At 61.8% G+C, this 21,657-nt stretch carries 14 protein-coding genes and 1 pseudogene; 3 read left to right on the plus strand and 12 right to left on the minus strand.

Going from position 1 to position 21,657, the window contains the following annotated elements:
- Window positions 1-21: 21 nt before the first annotated feature.
- The 8 genes and pseudogenes from gltB to pilM all read right to left on the minus strand — a co-directional run bounded on the left by gltB (window position 22) and on the right by pilM (window position 11,724).
- Entirely contained in the window at window positions 22-4,467 is a 4,446-nt protein-coding gene (gene gltB, locus CRN80_RS06310) for a glutamate synthase large subunit (RefSeq protein WP_047712401.1), read from the minus strand.
- A gap of 352 nt (window positions 4,468-4,819) precedes the next feature.
- Entirely contained in the window at window positions 4,820-6,397 is a 1,578-nt protein-coding gene (locus CRN80_RS06320; RefSeq protein WP_057709582.1) for an SPOR domain-containing protein, read from the minus strand.
- 9 nt (window positions 6,398-6,406) lie between these two features.
- Complete coding sequence (gene aroB, locus CRN80_RS06325) at window positions 6,407-7,507, minus strand: 3-dehydroquinate synthase (RefSeq protein ID WP_098949774.1); 1,101 nt, start codon at window positions 7,505-7,507, stop codon at window positions 6,407-6,409.
- 126 nt (window positions 7,508-7,633) lie between these two features.
- Window positions 7,634-8,152, minus strand: coding sequence for a shikimate kinase AroK (aroK, locus tag CRN80_RS06330; protein ID WP_003187914.1), 519 nt, complete (start codon window positions 8,150-8,152; stop codon window positions 7,634-7,636).
- Window positions 8,153-8,156: 4 nt separating this feature from the next.
- A pseudogene (locus tag CRN80_RS06335) lies at window positions 8,157-9,410 on the minus strand (type IV pilus secretin PilQ); the annotation flags it as partial.
- A gap of 141 nt (window positions 9,411-9,551) precedes the next feature.
- Complete coding sequence (locus CRN80_RS06340; protein ID WP_098949776.1) at window positions 9,552-10,523, minus strand: pilus assembly protein PilP; 972 nt, start codon at window positions 10,521-10,523, stop codon at window positions 9,552-9,554.
- A complete protein-coding gene (locus tag CRN80_RS06345; protein ID WP_056782692.1) occupies window positions 10,520-11,071 on the minus strand; it encodes a PilN domain-containing protein in 552 nt (183 codons plus the stop codon). Before CRN80_RS06345 ends, CRN80_RS06340 begins: the two co-directional genes overlap by 4 nt.
- Window positions 11,068-11,724, minus strand: coding sequence for a type IV pilus biogenesis protein PilM (pilM, locus tag CRN80_RS06350; protein WP_098949777.1), 657 nt, complete (start codon window positions 11,722-11,724; stop codon window positions 11,068-11,070). The genes CRN80_RS06345 and pilM overlap by 4 nt, the downstream gene beginning before the upstream one ends.
- A gap of 233 nt (window positions 11,725-11,957) precedes the next feature.
- Here pilM and CRN80_RS06355 point away from each other — a divergent pair, with 233 nt between their 5' ends.
- A complete protein-coding gene (locus CRN80_RS06355) occupies window positions 11,958-14,420 on the plus strand; it encodes a penicillin-binding protein 1A (RefSeq protein ID WP_371861810.1) in 2,463 nt (820 codons plus the stop codon).
- Window positions 14,421-14,551: 131 nt separating this feature from the next.
- Here the strand turns inward: CRN80_RS06355 and CRN80_RS06360 are convergent, their stop codons facing one another.
- From CRN80_RS06360 to rpmE, 3 genes are all read right to left on the minus strand, one after another.
- Complete coding sequence (locus tag CRN80_RS06360) at window positions 14,552-15,820, minus strand: malic enzyme-like NAD(P)-binding protein (protein ID WP_098949779.1); 1,269 nt, start codon at window positions 15,818-15,820, stop codon at window positions 14,552-14,554.
- Window positions 15,821-16,002: 182 nt separating this feature from the next.
- Window positions 16,003-16,809, minus strand: a complete 807-nt coding sequence (locus CRN80_RS06365) for a thermonuclease family protein (RefSeq protein WP_098949780.1) — start codon at window positions 16,807-16,809, stop codon at window positions 16,003-16,005.
- Between the two features lie 14 nt (window positions 16,810-16,823).
- Window positions 16,824-17,054: a 50S ribosomal protein L31 gene (rpmE, locus tag CRN80_RS06370; protein ID WP_003187904.1), complete on the minus strand. Its 231-nt coding sequence runs from the start codon at window positions 17,052-17,054 to the stop codon at window positions 16,824-16,826.
- 423 nt (window positions 17,055-17,477) lie between these two features.
- Between rpmE and CRN80_RS06375 the strand changes: the two genes are divergently transcribed.
- Window positions 17,478-19,697, plus strand: coding sequence for a primosomal protein N' (locus CRN80_RS06375; protein ID WP_098949781.1), 2,220 nt, complete (start codon window positions 17,478-17,480; stop codon window positions 19,695-19,697).
- A gap of 54 nt (window positions 19,698-19,751) precedes the next feature.
- Here the strand turns inward: CRN80_RS06375 and CRN80_RS30470 are convergent, their stop codons facing one another.
- Complete coding sequence (locus CRN80_RS30470) at window positions 19,752-19,952, minus strand: hypothetical protein (protein WP_138183499.1); 201 nt, start codon at window positions 19,950-19,952, stop codon at window positions 19,752-19,754.
- Here CRN80_RS30470 and argS point away from each other — a divergent pair.
- Window positions 19,920-21,656, plus strand: a complete 1,737-nt coding sequence (argS, locus tag CRN80_RS06380; protein ID WP_032893963.1) for an arginine--tRNA ligase — start codon at window positions 19,920-19,922, stop codon at window positions 21,654-21,656. The two genes, CRN80_RS30470 and argS, sit on opposite strands and share 33 nt — an antisense overlap.
- Window position 21,657 lies beyond the last annotated feature (1 nt).

Here is a 21,657-nt window from a genome sequence, read left to right on the forward strand (position 1 = left end):
ATCAAACTGTTCAGGCGCATATCACTGCGGGTTGGCACGGATGCTGGAAAGCAACGATTTCAGGTTGGCAGCCTTGGGCTTGACCAGCCAGAAACGACGCAGGTAATCATCGAGGTTTTCGGCGAGGTTACGACCCCATTCGCTGCCGGTTTCCTCGACGTACTCGTCCAGCACGTGCTGCAAGTGGTTCCGGTAGGATTCCATGGCTTCGCCGCTGATGCGCTGGATCTCGACCAACTCGTGGTTGACCTTGTCGACGAAGGTGTTGTCCTGGTCGAGCACGTAGGCGAAACCGCCGGTCATGCCCGAACCGAAGTTGTAACCGGTCTTGCCCAGTACTGCGACAAAGCCTCCGGTCATGTACTCGCAGCAGTGATCGCCAGTGCCTTCCACCACGGTGTGGGCACCGGAGTTACGCACGGCGAAACGCTCACCGGCGGTACCTGCGGCAAACAGCTTGCCACCGGTGGCGCCGTACAGGCAGGTGTTGCCGATGATGGCACTGTCCTGGGTCTTGTACACGCTACCAGCCGGCGGAACGATGACCAGCTTGCCGCCGGTCATGCCCTTGCCCACGTAGTCGTTGGCGTCGCCTTCCAGGTACATGTGCAGGCCACCGGCGTTCCACACGCCGAAGCTCTGGCCCGCAGTGCCCTTGAAGCGGAAGGTGATCGGCGCTTTCGCCATGCCCTGGTTGCCGTGCTTGCGCGCGATTTCGCCGGAGATGCGTGCGCCGATGGAACGGTCGCAGTTGCAGATATCCAGGGCGAATTCGCCACCGCTGGCGTCGTTGATCGAGGAGCCGGCCATTTCGACCATTTTCTCGGCCAGCAGGCCTTTGTCGAACGGTGGGTTGCGGTCCACCTGGCAGAATTGTGGCTTGTCTGCCGGGATGTGATCGCTGCCCAACAACGGCGTGAGGTCCAGATGTTGTTGCTTGGCAGTCTGGCCTTCGAGGATGTCCAACAGGTCGGTGCGACCAATCAGCTCTTCCAGCGAGCGCACGCCCAGCTTGGCCAGCCACTCACGGGTTTCCTCGGCGACGTAGGTGAAGAAATTCACCACCATGTCGACGGTGCCGATGTAGTGATCCTTGCGCAGTTTTTCGTTCTGAGTCGCCACGCCGGTGGCGCAGTTGTTCAGGTGGCAGATGCGCAGGTATTTGCAGCCTAGGGCGATCATGGGCGCGGTGCCGAAGCCGAAGCTTTCGGCGCCGAGGATTGCGGCCTTGATCACATCGAGGCCGGTTTTCAGGCCGCCGTCGGTCTGTACCCGCACCTTGCCGCGCAGGTCGTTGCCGCGCAGGGTCTGGTGGGTTTCGGCCAGGCCGAGCTCCCAGGGTGCGCCGGCGTACTTGATCGAGGTCAGCGGCGAAGCGCCGGTGCCGCCGTCGTAGCCGGAGATGGTGATCAGGTCGGCATAGGCCTTGGCCACACCGGCGGCGATGGTGCCGACGCCGGCTTCTGCCACTAGTTTCACCGAGACCAGAGCCTGCGGGTTGACTTGTTTGAGGTCGAAGATCAGCTGCGACAAGTCTTCAATCGAGTAGATGTCGTGGTGCGGCGGTGGCGAAATCAGGGTCACGCCCGGTACGGCGTAACGCAGCTTGGCGATCAGGCCGTTGACCTTGCCGCCTGGCAGTTGCCCGCCCTCACCCGGCTTGGCGCCTTGGGCAACCTTGATCTGCAGCACTTCGGCGTTGACCAGGTACTCCGGAGTCACACCGAAACGGCCGGTGGCCACTTGCTTGATCTTCGAGCTTTTGAGCGTGCCGTAGCGCGCCGGGTCTTCGCCGCCTTCGCCGGAGTTGGAACGCGCACCCAGGCGGTTCATGGCTTCGGCCAGGGCTTCGTGAGCTTCCGGCGACAAGGCGCCCAGGGAAATACCGGCGGAGTCGAAGCGCTTGAGGATCGACTCCAGCGGCTCGACCTGGCTGATGTCCATCGGCGTGTCCAGGGTTTTCACCTTGAACAGGTCACGGATCATCGACACCGGGCGGTTATCCACCAGGCTCGTGTATTCCTTGAACTTGGCGTAGTCGCCCTGCTGCACAGCGGCTTGCAGGGTGTTGACCACGTCCGGGTTGTAGGCGTGGTATTCGCCACCGTGCACGAACTTGAGCAGGCCACCTTGCTGGATCGGCTTGCGCGCGCTCCAGGCCTCCAAGGCCAGGGCTTTCTGTTCGGCTTCGATGTCGACGAAACGCGCACCCTTGATGCGGCTTGGCACGCCACGGAAACTCAGCTCGCAGACTTCTTCGGACAGGCCGATGGCTTCGAACAACTGCGCGCCACGGTACGAGGTGACCGTGGAGATGCCCATCTTCGACAGGATCTTCAGCAGGCCCTTGGTGATGCCCTTGCGGTAGTTCTTGAACACCTCGTAGAGGTCGCCCAGCACTTCACCGGTACGGATCAGGTCACCCAGCACTTCGTACGCGAGGAACGGGTACACCGCCGAGGCGCCGAAACCGATCAGCACCGCAAAGTGATGCGGGTCGCGGGCGGTGGCGGTTTCCACGAGGATGTTGGAGTCGCAGCGCAGGCCTTTTTCGGTCAAGCGGTGGTGCACCGCGCCGGTCGCCAGGGATGCGTGGATCGGCAACTTGCCAGGCGCGATGTGGCGGTCGGTGAGTACGATCTGGGTACGACCGGCACGCACGGCCTCTTCAGCCTGGTCAGCAACGTTACGCACCGCGGCTTCAAGGCCCAGGCTCTCGTCGTAGTTCAGGTCGATGATCTGGCGGTCGAAGCCCGGACGCTCCAGGGTCATCAGCGAACGCCATTTGGCCGGGGAAATGACCGGCGAGCTGAGGATCACGCGGGACGCATGCTCAGGCGATTCCTGGAAGATGTTGCGCTCGGCACCGAGGCACACTTCCAGGGACATCACGATGGCTTCACGCAGCGGGTCGATCGGCGGGTTGGTCACCTGCGCGAACTGCTGGCGGAAATAGTCGTACGGCGTGCGCACGCGCTGGGACAGCACGGCCATTGGCGTGTCATCGCCCATGGAGCCGACGGCCTCGTAGCCTTGCTCACCGAGCGGGCGCAGCACCTGGTCGCGCTCTTCGAACGTGACCTGGTACATCTTCATGTATTGCTTGAGCTGGTCGACGTCGTAGAAAGCCGAACCGTGGTCGTTGTCTTCCATGGTCGCCTGGATGCGCAGGGCGTTCTTGCGCAGCCATTGCTTGTATGGGTGACGCGACTTCAAACGGTTGTCGATGGCATCGGTGTCGAGGATCTGCCCGGTTTCGGTGTCTACCGCCAGGATCTGGCCAGGGCCGACACGGCCTTTGGCGATCACGTCTTCTGGCTTGTAGTCCCACACGCCGATTTCCGAGGCGAGGGTGATGAAACCGTTGGTGGTGGTCACCCAACGCGCCGGGCGCAGGCCGTTACGGTCAAGCAGGCACACCGCGTAGCGGCCGTCGGTCATGACCACGCCGGCCGGGCCGTCCCACGGTTCCATGTGCATCGAGTTGTACTCGTAGAACGCACGCAGGTCCGGGTCCATGGTCTCGACGTTCTGCCACGCAGGCGGAATGATCATGCGCACGCCACGGAACAGGTCGATGCCGCCGGTGACCATCAGTTCGAGCATGTTGTCCATGCTGGAGGAGTCGGAACCCACGCGGTTGACCAGCGGGCCGAGCTCTTCGAGGTCCATCAAATCGTTGGCGAACTTGGTGCGCCGGGCCTGGGCCCAGTTGCGGTTGCCGGTAATGGTGTTGATCTCGCCGTTGTGGGCGAGGAAGCGGAATGGCTGGGCCAGCGGCCATTTCGGCAGGGTGTTGGTGGAGAAGCGCTGGTGGAACACGCAGATCGCGGTTTGCAGGCGCTCATCGCTCAGGTCTGGATAGAAGGCGGTGAGGTCCGCCGGCATCATCAGGCCTTTATAAATGATGGTCTTGTGGGAAAAGCTGCAGATGTAGTGGTCGGTGTCGGCGGCGTTGAGCACCGACGAACGACGACGGGACGTGAACAGCTTGATCGCCATGTCCTGGTCGCTCAGGCCATCGCCTGCGATGAACACTTGTTCGATCTGCGGCAGGCGCTCCAGGGCCAGGCGGCCGAGCACGCTGGTGTCGATGGGCACTTTGCGCCAGCCGACGATGTGCAGGCCGGCGGCGGCGATCTCGCGGTTCATGTTCTCGCGAGCGGCTTCGGCCTTTACCGGGTCCTGGTTGAAAAACACCATGCCCACGGCGTACTGCTTGGGCAGTTCGACCGCAAATTGCTCTTGGGCGACAGCGCGCAGGAACTGGTCGGGCTTTTGAATCAGCAAGCCACAGCCGTCACCGGTCTTGCCGTCGGCGTTGATCCCACCGCGGTGGGTCATGCAGGTCAGGGCCTCGATGGCCGTTTGCAAAAGGGTATGACTGGGTTCGCCCTGCATGTGGGCTATCAGGCCGAAACCGCAGTTATCCTTGAATTCATCGGGTTGGTACAGACCTGCTTTCATAGACACTTTCTCACCAGGCTGCCTCTTTTACCGAGGCAAATTTCTTTTCAATTCAACCGGTTACCTTCCACGCCGAACGTACGCCGGCTTAGCGGGGGCAAAAGGGAGGTCATTGTACACACCGACACAGACGCTCACAAATTTAGCGACGAAATGTCGCAAATCTATGTCGCATTTATGAAAGGTTTAAAGCGATATGCTGTGCTAGTCAAAACTTTTTTAATTTTGACCGCTACGACTCAAAAGCCACTGTGACGCAGACACCACAAAGCGCGCGGTCTCGGGAGACTGCACGCACTTGCGGATTTTTTTGAGGTGCCGGGAGGGCGGCCTGGGTAAGGCCGCCGGATCTTCAGCGAGTTGCTGCCAGTTCTTGTTGAACGCTGGCAACAGTGCGAGGCCAAGGTTTACCAGCCTGAACCTTCGCTGGCAAGGCTTTGATGGCAGAATCGGCTGCGGCGCGGCTTGGGAAGCTGCCGTAGGTGATCACGTAGAGAGGCTTGCCGTTGAGCACTTTCTTGAAATAACGGTACTGGCCGCCCTGCTCCTTGACGAACGCCTGGGCGTTGGCTTCGGAGCTGGTGCCGAGAATCTGCACCACAAAATTGCCGGTAGGCTGGCTGCTGTACCAGCTGCTGCCAGCAGCGCCGGCCTTGGCAACGGTGGCGGCTGGTTTTTCCGCAGGCTTGGCGGCTGGCGCTGGTTTGGCGGCCGGCGCCGGTGCAACAGGCTTGGTCACCGGAGCAGGCTTGGCGGTAGCAACGGTCGGCGCCGGCGTCGGAGCAGGCTTGGCGACCGGAGCAACCGGCGTCGCTGGCACACCGGCCGGTACGCCTGCAGGTGGCGCGGTGGTGGTCACGGTTGGCGGCGTAGCGCTGGAGCCTTCCACCGGCACACCGTCGTCGCCTTCGGAGATGCCACCGGCTTCTTCGGCCAGAGGGCCACGCATCACAGGTTGGCCGACCATCGGCAGGTTGGTCGGTTGGCCGGAGTTGGCAAATTCGACGTTTGGCGTGGGTTTGCCCAGTGGCAACTGCGCCTGTTCGGTTGGCGCGCCGGTGGTTGTCGGTGCTTTGTTGCGGCCCGGGATCAACCAGGCGGCGGCAACAGCGACCACGACAACGGCGGAAATAGCCAATACGTGCTTCTTAGGCATAGTGAACCCCATCTTTGGACGCTTGACCGCAGAGCGGCTGGCAATCATGGCTTCGATCATGGCATCGCGGGCAACCTGGTTGATGTTTCCAGGCCAGCCATCGGAGCTTTCGTGAATATCAGAGATCTGCGCAGCGGTGAAAAGTTCGATACCCGCCCCGGCGCCTTCAAGGCGTTGTGCCAGGTATTCGCGGGTTTCTTCCTCTTCGTACGGCTGCAACTCGATGACGTGAAACAGCTCCTGCTCACCGCTGATCTGCTCCAGATCGGCGATCAGCGAAGACTCACCGAACAGGAACACATGCGGGCGACCTTCCGGCGTGCCCGCCGCCAGCGCCAGCAGCGCTTCCAGGGCGGATTCGTCGAGCTGCTCGGCGTCATCTACCAGCAGGTAGACTTCCTGGCCGGTCAGGCCCAGCTGCACCACCTGCTTGAGAATCGCGTTCGGCTCGGCATTGGAGACGTCCAACGCCTGTGCTACCTGGCGCAGTACGCCAGCCGCATCACCGGCACCGCGGGCCGATACCACCACGCTCTGCACCGACTGTTTGTTGGTGCTGGCCACCAGCGCCTGGCGCAGCAAGGTCTTGCCGCTGCCCAGAGGGCCGGTAACCACCAGCAGCAACTGGCTGTAGCGCGCGAGGTGATGCAACTGCCCAAGCACCGGCTTGCGCTGGGCGGGGAAGAATTTGAAACCCGGCACCCGTGGAGCAAAGGGGTCGTGGCTCAAGTGGTAATGGCCGAGGAACGCCTCGTCGGCATGCAAACTAGTCATCGGGTCTTATTAACCTTTGAGCTGGGCCAGGGCGCGGTAATCCGCTCCCAGCGTGGCCTGTAGAATCTCTTTTGGATAATCGTCGGTCACCACGGCTTCGCCCATGTGGCGCAGCAGTACCAGTCGAAGTCGACCGTCGATCACTTTCTTGTCTATCGCCATATGTTCAAGGAAATCCGCCTCGGTCATCTCCGCAGGCGGAACAACCGGCAAACCGGCACGTTGGAACAGGCGGATACCGCGATCACGCTCTTGGGCGCTGATCCAGCCCAGGCGCTGCGACATCTCCAATGCCATCACGGTGCCAGCCGCTACGGCTTCCCCATGCAACCACACACCATAGCCCATGTGCGTTTCGATCGCATGGCCGAAGGTGTGGCCCAGGTTCAGCGTGGCCCGCACGCCAGACTCACGCTCGTCGGCGTTGACCACCAGCGCCTTGGCCGTGCAGGAGCGGGAAATCGCTTCGGTGAGCGCTACCTGATCGAGGCCGCGCAAGGCGTCCATGTGCTCTTCCAGCCAGGTCAGGAACGGCTCATCGCAGATCAGCCCGTACTTGATGACTTCCGCCAGGCCCGCCGACAACTCCCGCGGCGGCAAGGTGTTGAGGGTGGCCGTGTCGATCAACACAGCTTGGGGCTGGTAGAACGCGCCGACCATATTCTTGCCCAGCGGGTGGTTGATACCGGTCTTGCCGCCTACCGACGAGTCGACCTGGGACAGCAAGGTGGTCGGCACCTGGATAAAGTCCACGCCGCGCTGGTAGCAGGCCGCAGCAAAACCGGCCATATCGCCAATCACACCGCCGCCCAGAGCGACCACGGTGGTTCGACGGTCATGGCGCGCGGTCAGCAGGCCATCAAAGATCAGTTGCAGGGTTTCCCAGTTTTTGTGGGCTTCGCCGTCAGGCAACACCACGGAGATCACCGAGTATGCCGCCAGGCTGCGGCTCAAACGCTCAAGATACAGCGGCGCGACCGTTTCGTTGGAGATGATCGCCACCTGCCGGCCGGCAATATGCGGCGCTAGCAGTTCGGGCTGGTCCAACAGACCTGCGCCAATGTGGATCGGGTAGCTGCGCTCGCCTAGATCGACCTTAAGTGTCTGCATGTGTCCCCGCGTTGAAGATGGAGTGACGACCGGCACTGTCGATACCTCGACACCGCCTGGTGGCTCTACGCCATACCTTACAAGGTGATGGCGCGCCGCCGAGAATAGCGCATTTCGGGCCAGGCTTTAACGGGGTGGCAACCGTTGCAGGCGCTCAAGGATGTCGAGTACGACCATCCGAGGTGGCCGCTCATCGGTTTCTACCACCAGATCGGCGATTTCCCGATACAGCGGATCGCGCAGCGCCAGCAGGTCACGAAGAGTTTTGGCCGGGTCGGCAGTGCGCAGCAACGGGCGATTGCGATCACGGGCGGTACGGCCCACCTGCTGTTCGACCGATGCGTGCAAATACACCACGCGACCACCCGCATGCAGCGCCCGACGGTTTTCATCGCGCATGACGGCGCCACCGCCGGTCGCCAATACCACGCCATCGCAGCCGCACAGCTCGGCAATCATCGCCTGCTCGCGGTCACGAAAGCCCAGTTCGCCTTCTTTATCGAAGATCCATGGGATATTGGCACCCGTGCGCAATTCAATTTCCTTGTCGGAATCTTTGAACGGCAGGCGCAGCTCTTTGGCCAGCAAACGGCCGATGGTGCTTTTTCCAGCCCCCATCGGCCCTACAAGAATCAAATTTCGCACAGAATCAACGACTCACAGCAATCGCCTGGTTATTCATGATACGCGGAGTCAGGAATACCAGCAGCTCGGATTTTTTCTCCGCCAGCACATCGCGCCGGAAAAGGCGGCCAAGATACGGCACATCGCCCAAAAATGGCACTTTATCTACCACTTTGCTTTGGGTATTGGAGAAAACCCCGCCAATGACGATGGTCTCGCCATCCCTGACCAGAACCTTGGCGTTGACCTCGTTTTTCTTGATCGGCGGCACATCATTGAGCCGGTTCAGGTAATCGGGCTCATCCTTGGTGACCTTGACCGCCATGATCACATGGTCGTCGGGGGTGATTTGCGGCGTGACCTCCAGCGACAGCGAAGCCTCCTTGAACGACACCGAGGTGGCGCCCTGGGAGGTGGATTCCTGATAAGGAATTTCGGTGCCTTTGAGGATGCGCGCCGTCTCTTTGTCGGAGGTGACGACTTTGGGTTGCGAGACGATTTCACCGTTGCCGGTTTTTTCCATGGCGGTCAGCTCAAGGTCCAACAACAGGTTGTCGGTGATGTAGGCGATCCCCAGGCCGGAGGTTCCGGCCAGCGACCCCAAGTCGACAAAGGGTGAACTGGGCGGGTTTTGCGGCGGCTCGGCGCCGTCTGCCTGCGGCTTGGCAATACCGCCAACGCCGCCACTGCCACGGGTGAGCCGCCCGCCCCAGCGCACACCCAGGCTTTTGTCGTAGTCGACATTGGCCTCCACAATCCGCGCCTCGATCATGACCTGGCGTACGGGGATATCCAGTTGCGCCACGATGCGCCGCAGTTCTTCGAGCCGCTCGCCAGTCTGGTAGGCAATGATGTTGTTGGTGCGGTCATCCACCGCCACCGAACCGCGCTCATCGGTGGCGCCCTCAAAGCCGGTGACCGACTGAAACAACTTGGCCAGGTCGGCAGCCTTGGCGTAATTGACCTGCAGCAGCTCCCGACGCAAGGGCGCGAGCTCAGCCATCTGCTTGCGCGACTCCAGTATCAACAGCTCGCGAGCAGCCAACTCATCGGCGGGCGCCACCAGCAACACGCCCGCCTTGACCCGCTTGTCCAAGCCCTTGGTTTGCAGCACCAGGTCCAGCGCCTGGTCCCAGGGCACATCCTTGAGCCGCAAGGTGATCGAGCCCTGCACCTCATCGCTGGTCACCAGGTTGAGCCCGGCGACATCGGCGATTTGCTGCAATACCGCGCGCAGGGCGATGTCCTGGAAGTTCAGAGTCAGTTTGGCGCCTGTATAGCTGACCGACGAGGCACTGTCGGGCGGCGGCAGCTGGATCAGCTCCAGGCGATTGGGCACAGCAGTAGCCATCGGTGCCGTGAACGCTATCCATAGCGCCACACCGAAGGACGAGAAGGTCCTTTTCATTGTTTGATTCCGTTATGAGTTGACGTTCAGCACAAGGGTTCGCGGGCGTTGCAACCAAGCGCCCTGTCCATCGGGAAACAGCTCCACCAGCTCGACAGCCGCGTCTTGAATGGCCGTGACCTGGCCATGATCCGGCCCCAGATAATCACCCACCGCCAGTCGATACACCCTGGCTCCAGCGCGCAGCAAGGCGAAAGCCTGCACACCCCTGGACAGCGTGCCGACCATTTCGAACTGCTCCAGCCGCATACCCTCCAACAGCCCACGTGGCCGGGTGAAATCCGGTGCAAGAGCGGGCCGGCCGGGCACATGGACTGCTTGCAAGGCAGGCGGCTTGAACGGGTCGCGCAGGGACGACGGGGCGTAGACAAATGGCGGCCCGAGATCGAGTACCTGACGGGCCTTGCCGTTTTGCTGGGCGCTGCGATAGGTCTTGGCGAGCATGTCCAGACGCAGCAAGGCGCCCTGATGCCCAAGCGTAACGTCCTGCACGGTGACTACCCGAGGCAACCCACCCAAGGCACTGACAAACGTCGCCAGGTCGTGGTAAGCCCCGGAGGCGCTTATCTGCATGGGTTGTTCGACATAGAGCTGGCGAGGCATTTCATCCAGCACATTGATGCCTTCAACCCACACCCCATGGGCAGCCGCCAGCCGGGCCAGGTCTTCCAGCACGGCAGGCACCTCGGACTCGCCGGGCAATTGCCCGAGAAGGCTGGCAACGTTGTCTTCCATACTCCGCACCTGCTGGGTGCGCAGCTCAAGGCTGGCGGCCAAGCCGGTCTTTTCTGTGAGTTGCTGCTGCAGCGCCTGCTCCCGCGCCTCAAGCCCGTGCAATCGCTCCCGCTGCGGCCCGCCATGCGAAACCTCGCCTATCGCCAGCACCAGGCCGGCCAGCGCACAGCCAAGCAGCACCTTGCCCGGCAGGGACCATTTAGCAGCGTTGTCAGAGAGCGTGGAAAAATCGAGCCTGGGCAGGCTCATGGTTGCGCCTCGCTGGATTCCCCCTGGCGAACCATCAATTGGAATTCACTTTCGCCGCGCGCACCTTCGGCCTGCACGCGCTGCAGACGGGTCGAACTGGAGCCCTGGGCTGGCTTGAGCTGCTGCATCAAACGGGCGATATCCTGGTTGCTTTCAGCTGTGCCGCGGATGCTGATGGTGTCGCCGTTCGCAACCACCTCATGCAGATGAACACCTTCGGGCACCGCACGAGCCAATTGCTCGAACAATCGGGCCCCTGAAGAGCGGGCATCGTGCAGGTCCTGAACCACCTTCATGCGTTCGGCCAGTTGCTGGCTTCGCTCCTGAAGATCGTCGATGGTCTTGATGCGCGAGTCCTGGGTGGCGATGTGCTCTTCCAGGCGGCTGTTGCGGCTGACCTGCCGGTCTATCGCCTGGTCGATCACTTGATCAGCCAACCACAATGCCGCGAGCGCCACGCAGGCAAACGCCAGCAATAGCACCAACAGGTATTTGCGCCTGCGCTCCGCCAGCGCCTGGCGCCAAGGCAAAAGATTGATTCGTGTCATCCAGCGAAACTCCTCAGGGCCAGCCCGCAAGCTACTCCCATCCCTTGGGCATCCAAGGCCCATTGTGCACCATCGACTCTATGACCCGGCGTGAAGCTGGCAAAATCCTGAAGGCAAGCGCGCTGCAATGCAAACCCTTCTACATCGACCACTCGCGGCACCAGCCCCGCCATGGCCAAAACCGCCTCGCGCGCTTCGACCTGCTCGCGCAGGCACGCCGCCAGCATCACCTCTACCCACTGCGGGCCTTGAACCGATGGCCCTTGAACCTGAAAGTCGATGGCCACTTCATCCAATGGATAAGGGATGAACTGGTCGGCTTCCATCTGGATCTTCCAGGCCATTTCCTCGTCGCTCAGGCCGGCGTCCATGTCAATCAGCCGGGTAATCACCGACGGGCCCGCCACCGCCACAGCGGCGTACCGGGCCGAAGTATCCAAGCGCGACAGCGCCTGTTGCAGCACCCGCCCCACGGTTTCAAGGTCCAGCAGGGTGCCATCGACCACCGCGTGGGGCGGCAGCACTTGGGTGACGTAGCCCTGGACGCTGAAACCGCCGGATGAACGGCCCAGTTCGATCAGCTTGATACCGCTGTCATTGATATCGCCCCCCAACACCGTGTCGACTTTTCGCCTGAAAAATCCCTTTCCCATAAAACTCCCCAAAACTTTCCCTGTCATACCGGCTGTCATCTCGCCTGATTGCTGCCAGGCACCTTGCATTCGGTCGGCTTGTTCAAGGCTCGCGAATGACGCCCCAAGCCGAAAAATGCTTTAATGCCCAGCGTTTTTTCCCGCTTTTTATCTGCTGCCCGGGTCGATCCATCGTTTGCCATGCATGCCCCGACGCGTAACTCTTTCTTTTCTCTGGAAATCCAAAAGCCTTGATTCGTCTGCTGAAGTTTTTCGGGTACTCCATTGTCGCCATCGTCTGCGGGCTGCTGCTCGTATTCAGCGGGGCCTACCTCTACCTTAGTCCGGGTTTGCCCTCCGTAGAGGCCCTCAGAAGTATCCAGTTGCAGATTCCTTTGCGGGTCTACAGCAGCGATGAAAAACTGATCGCGGAGTTCGGCGAAATGCGCCGCACACCGATCCGTTTTGCCGACATTCCGCCCAATTTCATCAGCGCTTTGCTGTCTGCCGAAGACGATAATTTCGCCAACCACTACGGCGTAGACCCCAGCAGCCTGGTGCGTGCAGCCACGCAATTGGTAAAAAGCGGACACATTCAATCCGGCGGCAGCACCATCACCATGCAGGTGGCGAAGAACTTCTTCCTTACCAGCGAGCGCAGCTTTTCCCGCAAGGCCACCGAAATCCTGCTGGCGCTGCAGATCGAACGCCAGTTGACCAAGGATGAAATCCTCGAGCTGTACGTCAACAAGATCTACTTGGGCAACCGCGCTTACGGCATCGAGGCCGCGTCCCAGGTCTACTACGGCAAGTCGATTCGTGACGCCAGCCTGGCGCAGATGGCCATGATTGCTGGCCTGCCCAAGGCGCCGTCGCGCTTCAACCCGCTGGCCAACCCGGCGCGCAGTAAAGAACGCCGCGACTGGATCCTGGGCCGCATGTACAAGCTGGGCAAGATCGACCAGGCCGCTTATGAAAGCGCCGTGGCCGAGCCGCTGAACGCCAGCTATCACGTGCCGACGCCGGAAGTGAATGCACCCTATATCGCCGAAATGGCCCGCGCCGAGATGGTGGGCCGTTATGGCAGCGAGGCCTACACCGAAGGTTTCCGCGTTACCACGACGGTGCCGAGCAACTTGCAGGAAATCGCCAACCATTCGGTACATGAAGGCCTGATCACTTACGACCAGCGCCACGGCTACCGCGGCCCCGAGTCGCGCCTGCCAGGCAAGACCCTGAGTGCCTGGACCACCGAGTTGGGCAAACAGCGTTCGATCAGCGGCCTGGACCCGGCCATCGTTACCCAGGTATCCAAAGACGGTATCCAAGTGCTGACCCGCTCTGGCGAAGCCCATGTAGCCTGGGACAGCATGAAGTGGGCGCGTCCGTTCCTGAACACCAACAGCATGGGCCCGATGCCCAAGCAGCCCTCCGACGTGGCCCAGGTGGGTGACTTGATCCGCGTGCAACGCCAGAAGGATGACAGCCTCAAATTCAGCCAGGTGCCGCTCGCCCAGGGCGCCCTGGTGTCCCTGGACCCGCAGAACGGTGCAATTCGCGCGCTGGTCGGCGGTTTTGCCTTCGAGCAGAGCAACTACAACCGCGCCACCCAAGCCAAGCGCCAGCCGGGCTCCAGCTTCAAGCCATTCGTCTACAGTGCCGCGCTGGACAACGGCTACACCGCTGCCAGCCTGGTGAACGACGCGCCCATCGTGTTTGTCGATGAATACCTGGACAAGGTCTGGCGCCCGAAGAACGACACCAACACTTTCCTTGGCCCGATCCGTATCCGCGAGGCGCTGTACAAGTCGCGTAACCTGGTGTCGATTCGCCTGTTGCAGGCGATGGGCGTAGGCAAGACCATCGACTACATGACGCGCTTTGGCTTTGCCAAGTCCGACCTGCCACCGAACCTGTCCCTGGCCCTGGGTACCGCGACCCTCACGCCGATGGAAATCGCCACCGGCTGGAGCACCTTTGCCAACGGCGGCTACAAGATCGCGCCGTACCTGATCGACAAGATCGAAAGCCGCAATGGCGACACCCTGTTCACCGCCAACCCGCCACGGGTACCTGGCGATGTGGTCAATGGCGTGGCCGCCACCGACGGGCTCGCAGCACCGAGCAACGGCGGTATCACCATCGAGCCGACGCCAGGCACGCCAGCGGCCGCAAACGCCGACGCACCCGCTGAGCCGCAAGCGCCAGCAGTTGCCGAGCGCATCGTGGATGGCCGTACCACCTATATCCTCAACAGCATCCTGCAAGACGTGATCAAGAAGGGCACCGGCCGCCGCGCACTGGCCCTGGGCCGTGCGGATATCGCCGGCAAGACCGGTACCACCAACGAATCCAAGGACGCCTGGTTCTCCGGCTACAACGGCGACTACGTGACCACCGTGTGGACCGGCTATGACCAGCCTGAAAGCCTGGGCCGCCGCGAGTTTGGTGGCACCGTCGCCCTACCGATCTGGATGAGCTACATGGGCGCAGCGCTCAAGGACAAGCCGCTGCACACCCAGCCGGAACCGGAAGGCATCCTTAGCCTGCGCATCGATCCGATCAGTGGCCGTGCGGCTTCGCCGAGCACGCCGAATGCGTACTTCGAGCTGTTCAAGAGCGAAGACACGCCGCCGTCGGTCAACGAACTGGGCAACGGCGTAGTGCCGGGCAGCCCGCTGCCGGCGGATGAAGGCGCGCCGATCGACCTGTTCTGACGGGTTTGAACGCAGACGCAGACGCGGAGCGTCCGGGGCGGCATTCCCACGCAGAGCGTGGGAACGATCAGCCACAAAAAAGCCCCGACTGATCACTCAGCCGGGGCTTTTTGTTGGTGCGCTACAACAGCTTAGCCGTTGAACACATCATCCACGCTTTGCAGCGGGTAGTTCTTCGGATACGGCAGGGTGGCCACACCGGTCTCGATAGCGGCCTTGGCCACGGCATCGGAGATCAGGGTGATCAGGCGCTTGTCCATTGGTTTGGGAATGATGTACTCACGACCGAATTCCAGCTTGGCGCCACCGTAGGCGTCGCACACGTCCTGAGGTACCGGCAGCTTGGCCAGTTCACGCAGGGCGTTGGCAGCAGCCACTTTCATTTCTTCGTTGATGCGCTTGGCGCGAACGTCCAGGGCACCACGGAAGATGAATGGGAAGCCCAATACGTTGTTGACCTGGTTCGGGTAGTCCGAACGGCCGGTGGCCATGATCACGTCGCTGCGGGTGGCGTGGGCCAGCTCAGGCGCGATTTCCGGGTCCGGGTTGGAGCAGGCGAACACGATAGGGTTCGGCGCCATGGATTTGAGGCCTTCAGCGCTCAGCAGGTTCGGGCCGGACAGGCCAACGAACACGTCGGCACCGTCGAGGGCGTCAGCCAGGGTGCGCTTGGAGGACGGGTGGGCAAACATCGCCTTGTACTGGTTCAGGTCGGTACGCTCGGACTGGATCACGCCCTTGCTGTCGACCATGTAGATGTTTTCCAGCTTGGCGCCCATGCTGATGATCAGCTTCATGCAGGAAATGGCCGCGGCACCGGCGCCCAGGCAGACGATTTTCGCCTCGCTCAGGGTTTTGCCAGCGATTTCCAGGGCGTTGATCATGCCGGCTGCGGTAACGATCGCGGTGCCGTGTTGGTCATCGTGGAATACCGGAATGTCGCACTGCTCGATCAGGGCCTTTTCGATCTCGAAGCACTCAGGTGCCTTGATGTCTTCCAGGTTGATGCCACCGAAGGTGATGGAAATGCGCTTGACGGTGTCGATGAACGCCTGCGGGCTTTCGGAGTCGACTTCGATGTCGAACACGTCGATGCCGGCAAAGCGCTTGAACAGCACGCCCTTACCTTCCATGACTGGCTTGGAAGCCAACGGGCCGAGGTTACCCAGGCCCAGAATCGCGGTGCCATCGGAAATCACTGCAACCAGGTTGCCTTTGCCGGTGTACTTGTACGCCAGCTCTGGGTCACGGGCGATTTCACGTACGGGTTCGGCAACACCAGGGCTGTAGGCCAGCGACAGGTCGCGGGCAGTGGCAGTGGCTTTGGTGAGCTCTACACTCAGCTTTCCTGGACGAGGATTGGCATGGTATTCGAGAGCGGCAGTTTTCAAATCAGACATATCGGCATTCCGCTTTTACTGTTGGTCGACGGACCGCCGAGGATACGCGTGTCGTAAAGTCCCTACAAGACTGGGCAGTCACAGGTGTCAAGGGCCCTGGGCTACGACTTTTGGCCAAGAGCCACGGGATACAAGGGCTCAACTGTTCACAATCGAAATAAAAAATGTCTACAATTTTTTATTCAAAGCGTCGATTTCAGCATGCCGGGGTCGGTTATTGGCAACAACCAGCGTGCTTGGCCTTTTTTCAGGCCGCCACGGCGGGAACGATCCTGCACCCAGCCACGCGCCTCCAGGGTACGGCCTTGCAGACCATTGAGCGTGGCCGTATCGAATTGGCTGATCAGCTCGGGCGCAATGCGTAATACCAGTGAACCCTGCAGTTCAATCCAGATTCCGCCACGATTTCGCTCAACCTTACTGACCCGACCAGCCACCAGCGCAAACCCGGAGCGCTTGAGATTCGCCACGCTTTGCACTGGCGATTGGCGCCACAGGCCGAGCCGTGCCTGGCGGGCGCTGTTTTCGGCGGCCTGCTGGCAGGCAACCAGGTCCACATTCGGCGCCACACCCACTTGGTACCCCAGGCCCTCGGCCAGCAGTTGCGCCTCCAGGTTCTCGCCATTGGCGCCGTAGAGGTGAGCCAGGGTGCGCCCATAATGGTCTTTGGCTTCACGCCCCGGCACCAGGCCGAGATGCCCATCACTGGCCTTGACCAACGCCTGCAGGCGCTGGCGCGCGGCGACGGCGAATGGCTCGTCAGGGCGGCCCTTCTTGCCGGTTTCCGGCGCATTGAGGCCGATCATGCGTACGCTGCGACCATCCTTGAGCCGCACCGTGTCGCCATCCACCACACGCTGAACCTCGACCCTGGCGATGGCCGCCGGGGCGGGGCAGAAGGCGTCGGCCTGAGCGGTCGCCAGCCAAATCCCAGGCACAAAAAAGGCGCCCACAAGGGACGCCTTTTTCAACAGCGGGTAAAAGCCCATAAGGCTCTTGAACCTTACTCTGCTGGAGTAGCAGGCTTCTTGCCGAAAGCACCAAAGCGATCTGCGAAGCGCTGTACGCGGCCGCCGGTGTCCAGAGTTTTCTGCTTACCGGTGTAGAACGGGTGGCACTCGTTGCATACGTCAGTACCCAGTGGCTTGCACAGGTTCGAACGAGTTTCGAACTTGTTGCCGCAGCTGCAGGTAACTACGATGGTTTCGTACGCTGGATGGATATCGGCTTTCATGGCACTTCCTCAGGCTAGCGTGCCGCCACTCGACACTATTGTCGAATACCGCACGTAATTAGGCCGCGGATTCTACCAGACCTTTTTAATCGCGCAAGCGACGGCAATGGCCAAAAAACACCTTTCATCAGAAAACCCTGGCACTGCGCCATCAATGTGGGAACCGGGCTTGCCCCAATGCCAGTCAGTCAAGGGCTTTTTGTAGGGGCGAGCTTGCTCGCGAGAAACTCACAGGCGCCGCGTTGATTCAGGAAGCACGCGTTATCGTTGACGTTTTTCGCGAGCACGCTCGCTCCTACGGTAGGCGATTGCGGCAAGCCAGCTCCCACAAGATCCGAACCCAGTACTGGAGACGTGACACCCCCGGTCTGCTAGGCTCTCGCCCCTGCGCCACCGCTTGCCTATATAGATGAGACTCCTCGCGTGCCCGACGCCATTTTGCGCCTAGCCCTGCCCTCGCCCCTGCGCCGCCTGTTCGATTACCGGGCCCCGCCCGGCGTGTCGCGTGCACAGTTGCAGCCGGGCATGCGCGTGCGCGTGCCGTTCGGGCGCCGGGAAATGATCGGTATTCTGGTGGAAATCGCCGACCACAGCGAAGTGCCTGCCGAAAAGCTCAAGCCGGCGATTGCCTTGCTCGACGCCACGCCGCCTCTGCCGCCCGCACTGTTCAAGCTGTGCCTGTGGACCGCGCAGTATTACCAACACAGCCTGGGCGATACCTTGAGCTGGGCGCTGCCTGTGCTGCTGCGCCAGGGCGAACTGGCCGAAGCGCGCCAGGAGCGTTTCTGGTCGATGGTGCCCGGCGCACGCCTCGATGACCCGCGCATCGCCCGCGCCCCGCGCCAACGTGAGGCTCTGGCCACCTTGGCGCAGCACCCCCACGGCGTGGCCCATCAGCTATTAAGCAAGCTGATGCTGAGCAAAGACAGCCTCGACCTGCTGCTGGCCAAGGGCCTGGTGCAGGTGGAAATCCGCAAGCACGCCCCGGACCCGCGCCACGAACACTGGCTGGCCCAACCGGAGTTGCCGCTGAACGCCGAGCAACGCGCCGCGTATGAGGCGATTCGCGCCGGTTTCGACAGTTTTCACGCGTTCCTGTTGGCCGGCGTCACTGGCAGTGGCAAGACCGAAGTGTATTTGCAACTGATCCGCGAGACCCTGCAGGCCGGCAAGCAGGCACTGGTATTGATCCCGGAGATCAACCTGGGCCCGCAGACCGTGGCGCGGTTCGAGCAACGCTTCAATGCCCGCATCGCCCTGGTGCACTCGGCGGTCAATGACCGTGAACGCCTGGAGTCGTGGCTGGCAGCGCGAGACGGCGAGGCCGACATTATTATCGGCACGCGCTCGGCGCTGTTCACGCCGATGAAAAACCCCGGGCTGATCATCGTCGACGAGGAGCACGACGGCTCCTATAAACAGCAGGAAGGTTTGCGCTACCACGCCCGCGACCTGGCGCTGGTGCGCGCACGCCAGGAAGACATCCCGATTGTGCTGGGTTCGGCCACACCTTCCCTGGAAAGCCTGCACAACGCCTACACCGGCCGTTACGGGCTGCTGCGCTTGAACGAGCGCGCCGGTGGCGCCAAACAACCGCGCTTCCTGCGCCTGGACGTGAAAAGCCGCCCGCTGGACAGCGGCATTTCCGGCCCGATGCAACAGGCTATCGGCCAAACCCTCGCCGCCGGCCAGCAGGTATTGGTGTTTCTCAACCGCCGCGGCTTTGCCCCCACGCTGCTGTGCCATGACTGCGGCTGGATGTCCGGGTGCGAGCGCTGCGATGCGCGCATGACCGTGCACCAGCGCCACGGCGAGTTGCGCTGCCATCACTGCGGCCATGTGGAACGGGTACCGCGCCATTGCCCGCAGTGCGGCAAGGTGGACCTGCGGCCCGTGGGCGCCGGCACCGAGCGCGCCGAAGAACGCCTGGGCATTCTGTTCCCGGACTACCCGGTACTGCGGGTCGACCGCGACAGCACGTCGCGCAAAGACGCCATGAATCAACTGTTCACCACCATCCACAAGGGCCAACCGTGCATCCTGGTGGGTACGCAAATGCTTGCCAAAGGGCATCACTTCCCACGGGTGACCCTGGTGTCGATCCTGGATGCCGATGGCGGGCTGTTCTCCGGGGATTTTCGCGCCAGCGAACGCATGGCGCAGCTGATCGTGCAGGTGGCGGGGCGCGCCGGGCGGGCCGAAGAGCCAGGCCGGGTGATTATCCAGACGCACCTGGCCGACCACCCGCTGCTGATTCAACTGACGGAACAAGGCTACTTTGCCTTCGCCGAGCAAGCCTTGAGCGAACGCCGCGCCGCCGGCCTGCCGCCTTTTGCACACCTGGCGCTGCTGCGTGCCGAAGCCCACAAACCCGGGCAGGCCGAAGGCTTTCTTGATGAGGCGTGCAGCGCCGCCGAACGTTTACTGGGCGAACTGGCCCTCAGTGGCATCGAATTACTCGGCCCGGTGCCAGCGCCCATGGAGCGGCGCGCCGGACGTTATCGGGCTCAGCTACTCTTGCAGGCAACCTCCCGCGCGCCGCTGCATCGGCTATTAAGTCGCTGGATGCTTGAGCTGGAGCAACTGCCCAGCGGCCGGCAGGTGCGATGGTCGTTGGATGTAGACCCGGTAGATTTGTATTGATCCACCCACCACTGTAGGAGCGAGCTTGCTCGCGAAAAACTCAAGAACACCGCGTTAAATCAGGAAGCCCGCGTTATCGTTCACGATTTTCGCGAGCACGCTCGCTCCTACAAAACGCTCCACAGGTCCGGAACGGTTGGCAAGCCCGCCCTCGCCACGGATAATGCCCAGTTTTTCCACCTGCGCATCGCGCGCCGCCGCTTGCGGTCGAAAGAGAACACCATGAAAGACACCATTCGCCAGCTGATCCAACAAGCCCTCACCCAACTCGTCAACGAAGGTGTGTTGCCTGAAGGCCTGTCGCCGGCGATCCAGGTGGAGAACACCCGCGACAAGACCCACGGCGACTTCGCCAGCAACATCGCGATGATGCTGTCCAAGCCGGCCGGCATGAAACCGCGCGACCTGGCCGAAAAAATCATCGCCGCCCTGCCGGCTGACGCCAGTGTCACCAAGGCCGAAATTGCCGGCCCAGGCTTTATCAACTTCTTCCAGAACACCCAGGCCCTGGCGTCACGCCTGGATGCCGCCCTGGCCGATGCCCGCATCGGTGCACGCAAGGCCGGCGACAGCCAGCGCGTGGTCATTGACCTGTCGGCGCCGAACCTGGCCAAGGAAATGCACGTGGGCCATCTGCGCTCCACCATCATTGGCGACGGCGTGGCACGGGTGCTGGAATTTCTCGGCGACACCGTGATCCGCCAGAACCACGTGGGCGACTGGGGCACCCAGTTCGGCATGCTGATGGCCTACCTGCAGGAAAACCCGATCACCAGCAACGAGCTGGCCGACCTGGAAAACTTCTATCGGGCCGCCAAAAAGCGGTTTGACGAGTCTGAAGAATTCGCCGACCGCGCCCGTGGCCTGGTGGTCAAACTGCAGGCCGGCGACGAAGAGTGCCTGGCGCTGTGGAACCGCTTCCGTGAAATTTCCCTGTCTCACTGCCAGGAAATCTACGAGCTGCTCAATGTGAAACTGACCATGTCCGACGTGATGGGCGAAAGCGCCTATAACGACGACCTGATCAACGTGGTCAACGACCTCAAGGCCAAGGGCCTGCTGGTCGAGAGCAACGGCGCCCAGTGCGTGTTCCTCGAAGAATTCAAGACCGCCGACGGCGAGCCGCTGCCGGTGATCATCGTCAAGGCCGATGGCGGCTACCTCTACGCCACCACTGACCTGGCCGCCGTGCGTTACCGCAGTGGCGTGCTCAAGGCTGACCGTGCGCTGTACTTCGTCGACCAGCGCCAGGCCCTGCACTTCCAGCAGGTGTTCGAAGTAGCGCGCCGCGCTGGTTTCGTCACCCACCCGATGCACATGGAGCACATGGGCTTTGGCACCATGAACGGCGCCGATGGCCGCCCGTTCAAGACCCGTGACGGCGGCACCGTGAAGCTGATCGACCTGCTGACCGAAGCCCAGGAACGTGCCTACAACCTGGTGAAGGAAAAGAACCCGGAGCTGGCCGAGGCCGACCTGCGCAACATCGCCCGCGTGGTGGGCATTGGCGCGGTGAAATACGCCGACCTGTCCAAGCACCGCACCAGCGACTACAGCTTCAACTTCGACCTGATGCTCAACTTCGAAGGCAACACCGCACCGTACCTGCTGTACGCCTACACCCGCGTGGCCGGGGTATTTCGCAAACTGGGCAAGGACTTCAGCGAAGTCGAAGGCCAGATCGCGCTGGACGCCGCCCATGAACAGGAACTGGCGGCCAAGCTCGCGCAATTTGGCGAAGTGCTCAACAGCGTTGGCGAAAAAGGCACGCCGCACATCCTGTGCACCTATTTGTACGAAGTGGCCGGCCTGTTCTCCAGCTTCTACGAGAACTGCCCGATCCTGACCGCCGACGACGAAGCCCAGAAACAAAGTCGCCTGCGCCTTGCCGCATTGGCTGGACGCACCCTCAAGCAAGGCCTGGAACTCTTGGGCCTGGAAACTCTGGAGCGTATGTAAG

The sequence above is a fragment of the Pseudomonas sp. FDAARGOS_380 genome (assembly GCF_002591235.1).
Classification (GTDB): domain Bacteria; phylum Pseudomonadota; class Gammaproteobacteria; order Pseudomonadales; family Pseudomonadaceae; genus Aquipseudomonas; species Aquipseudomonas salmasensis.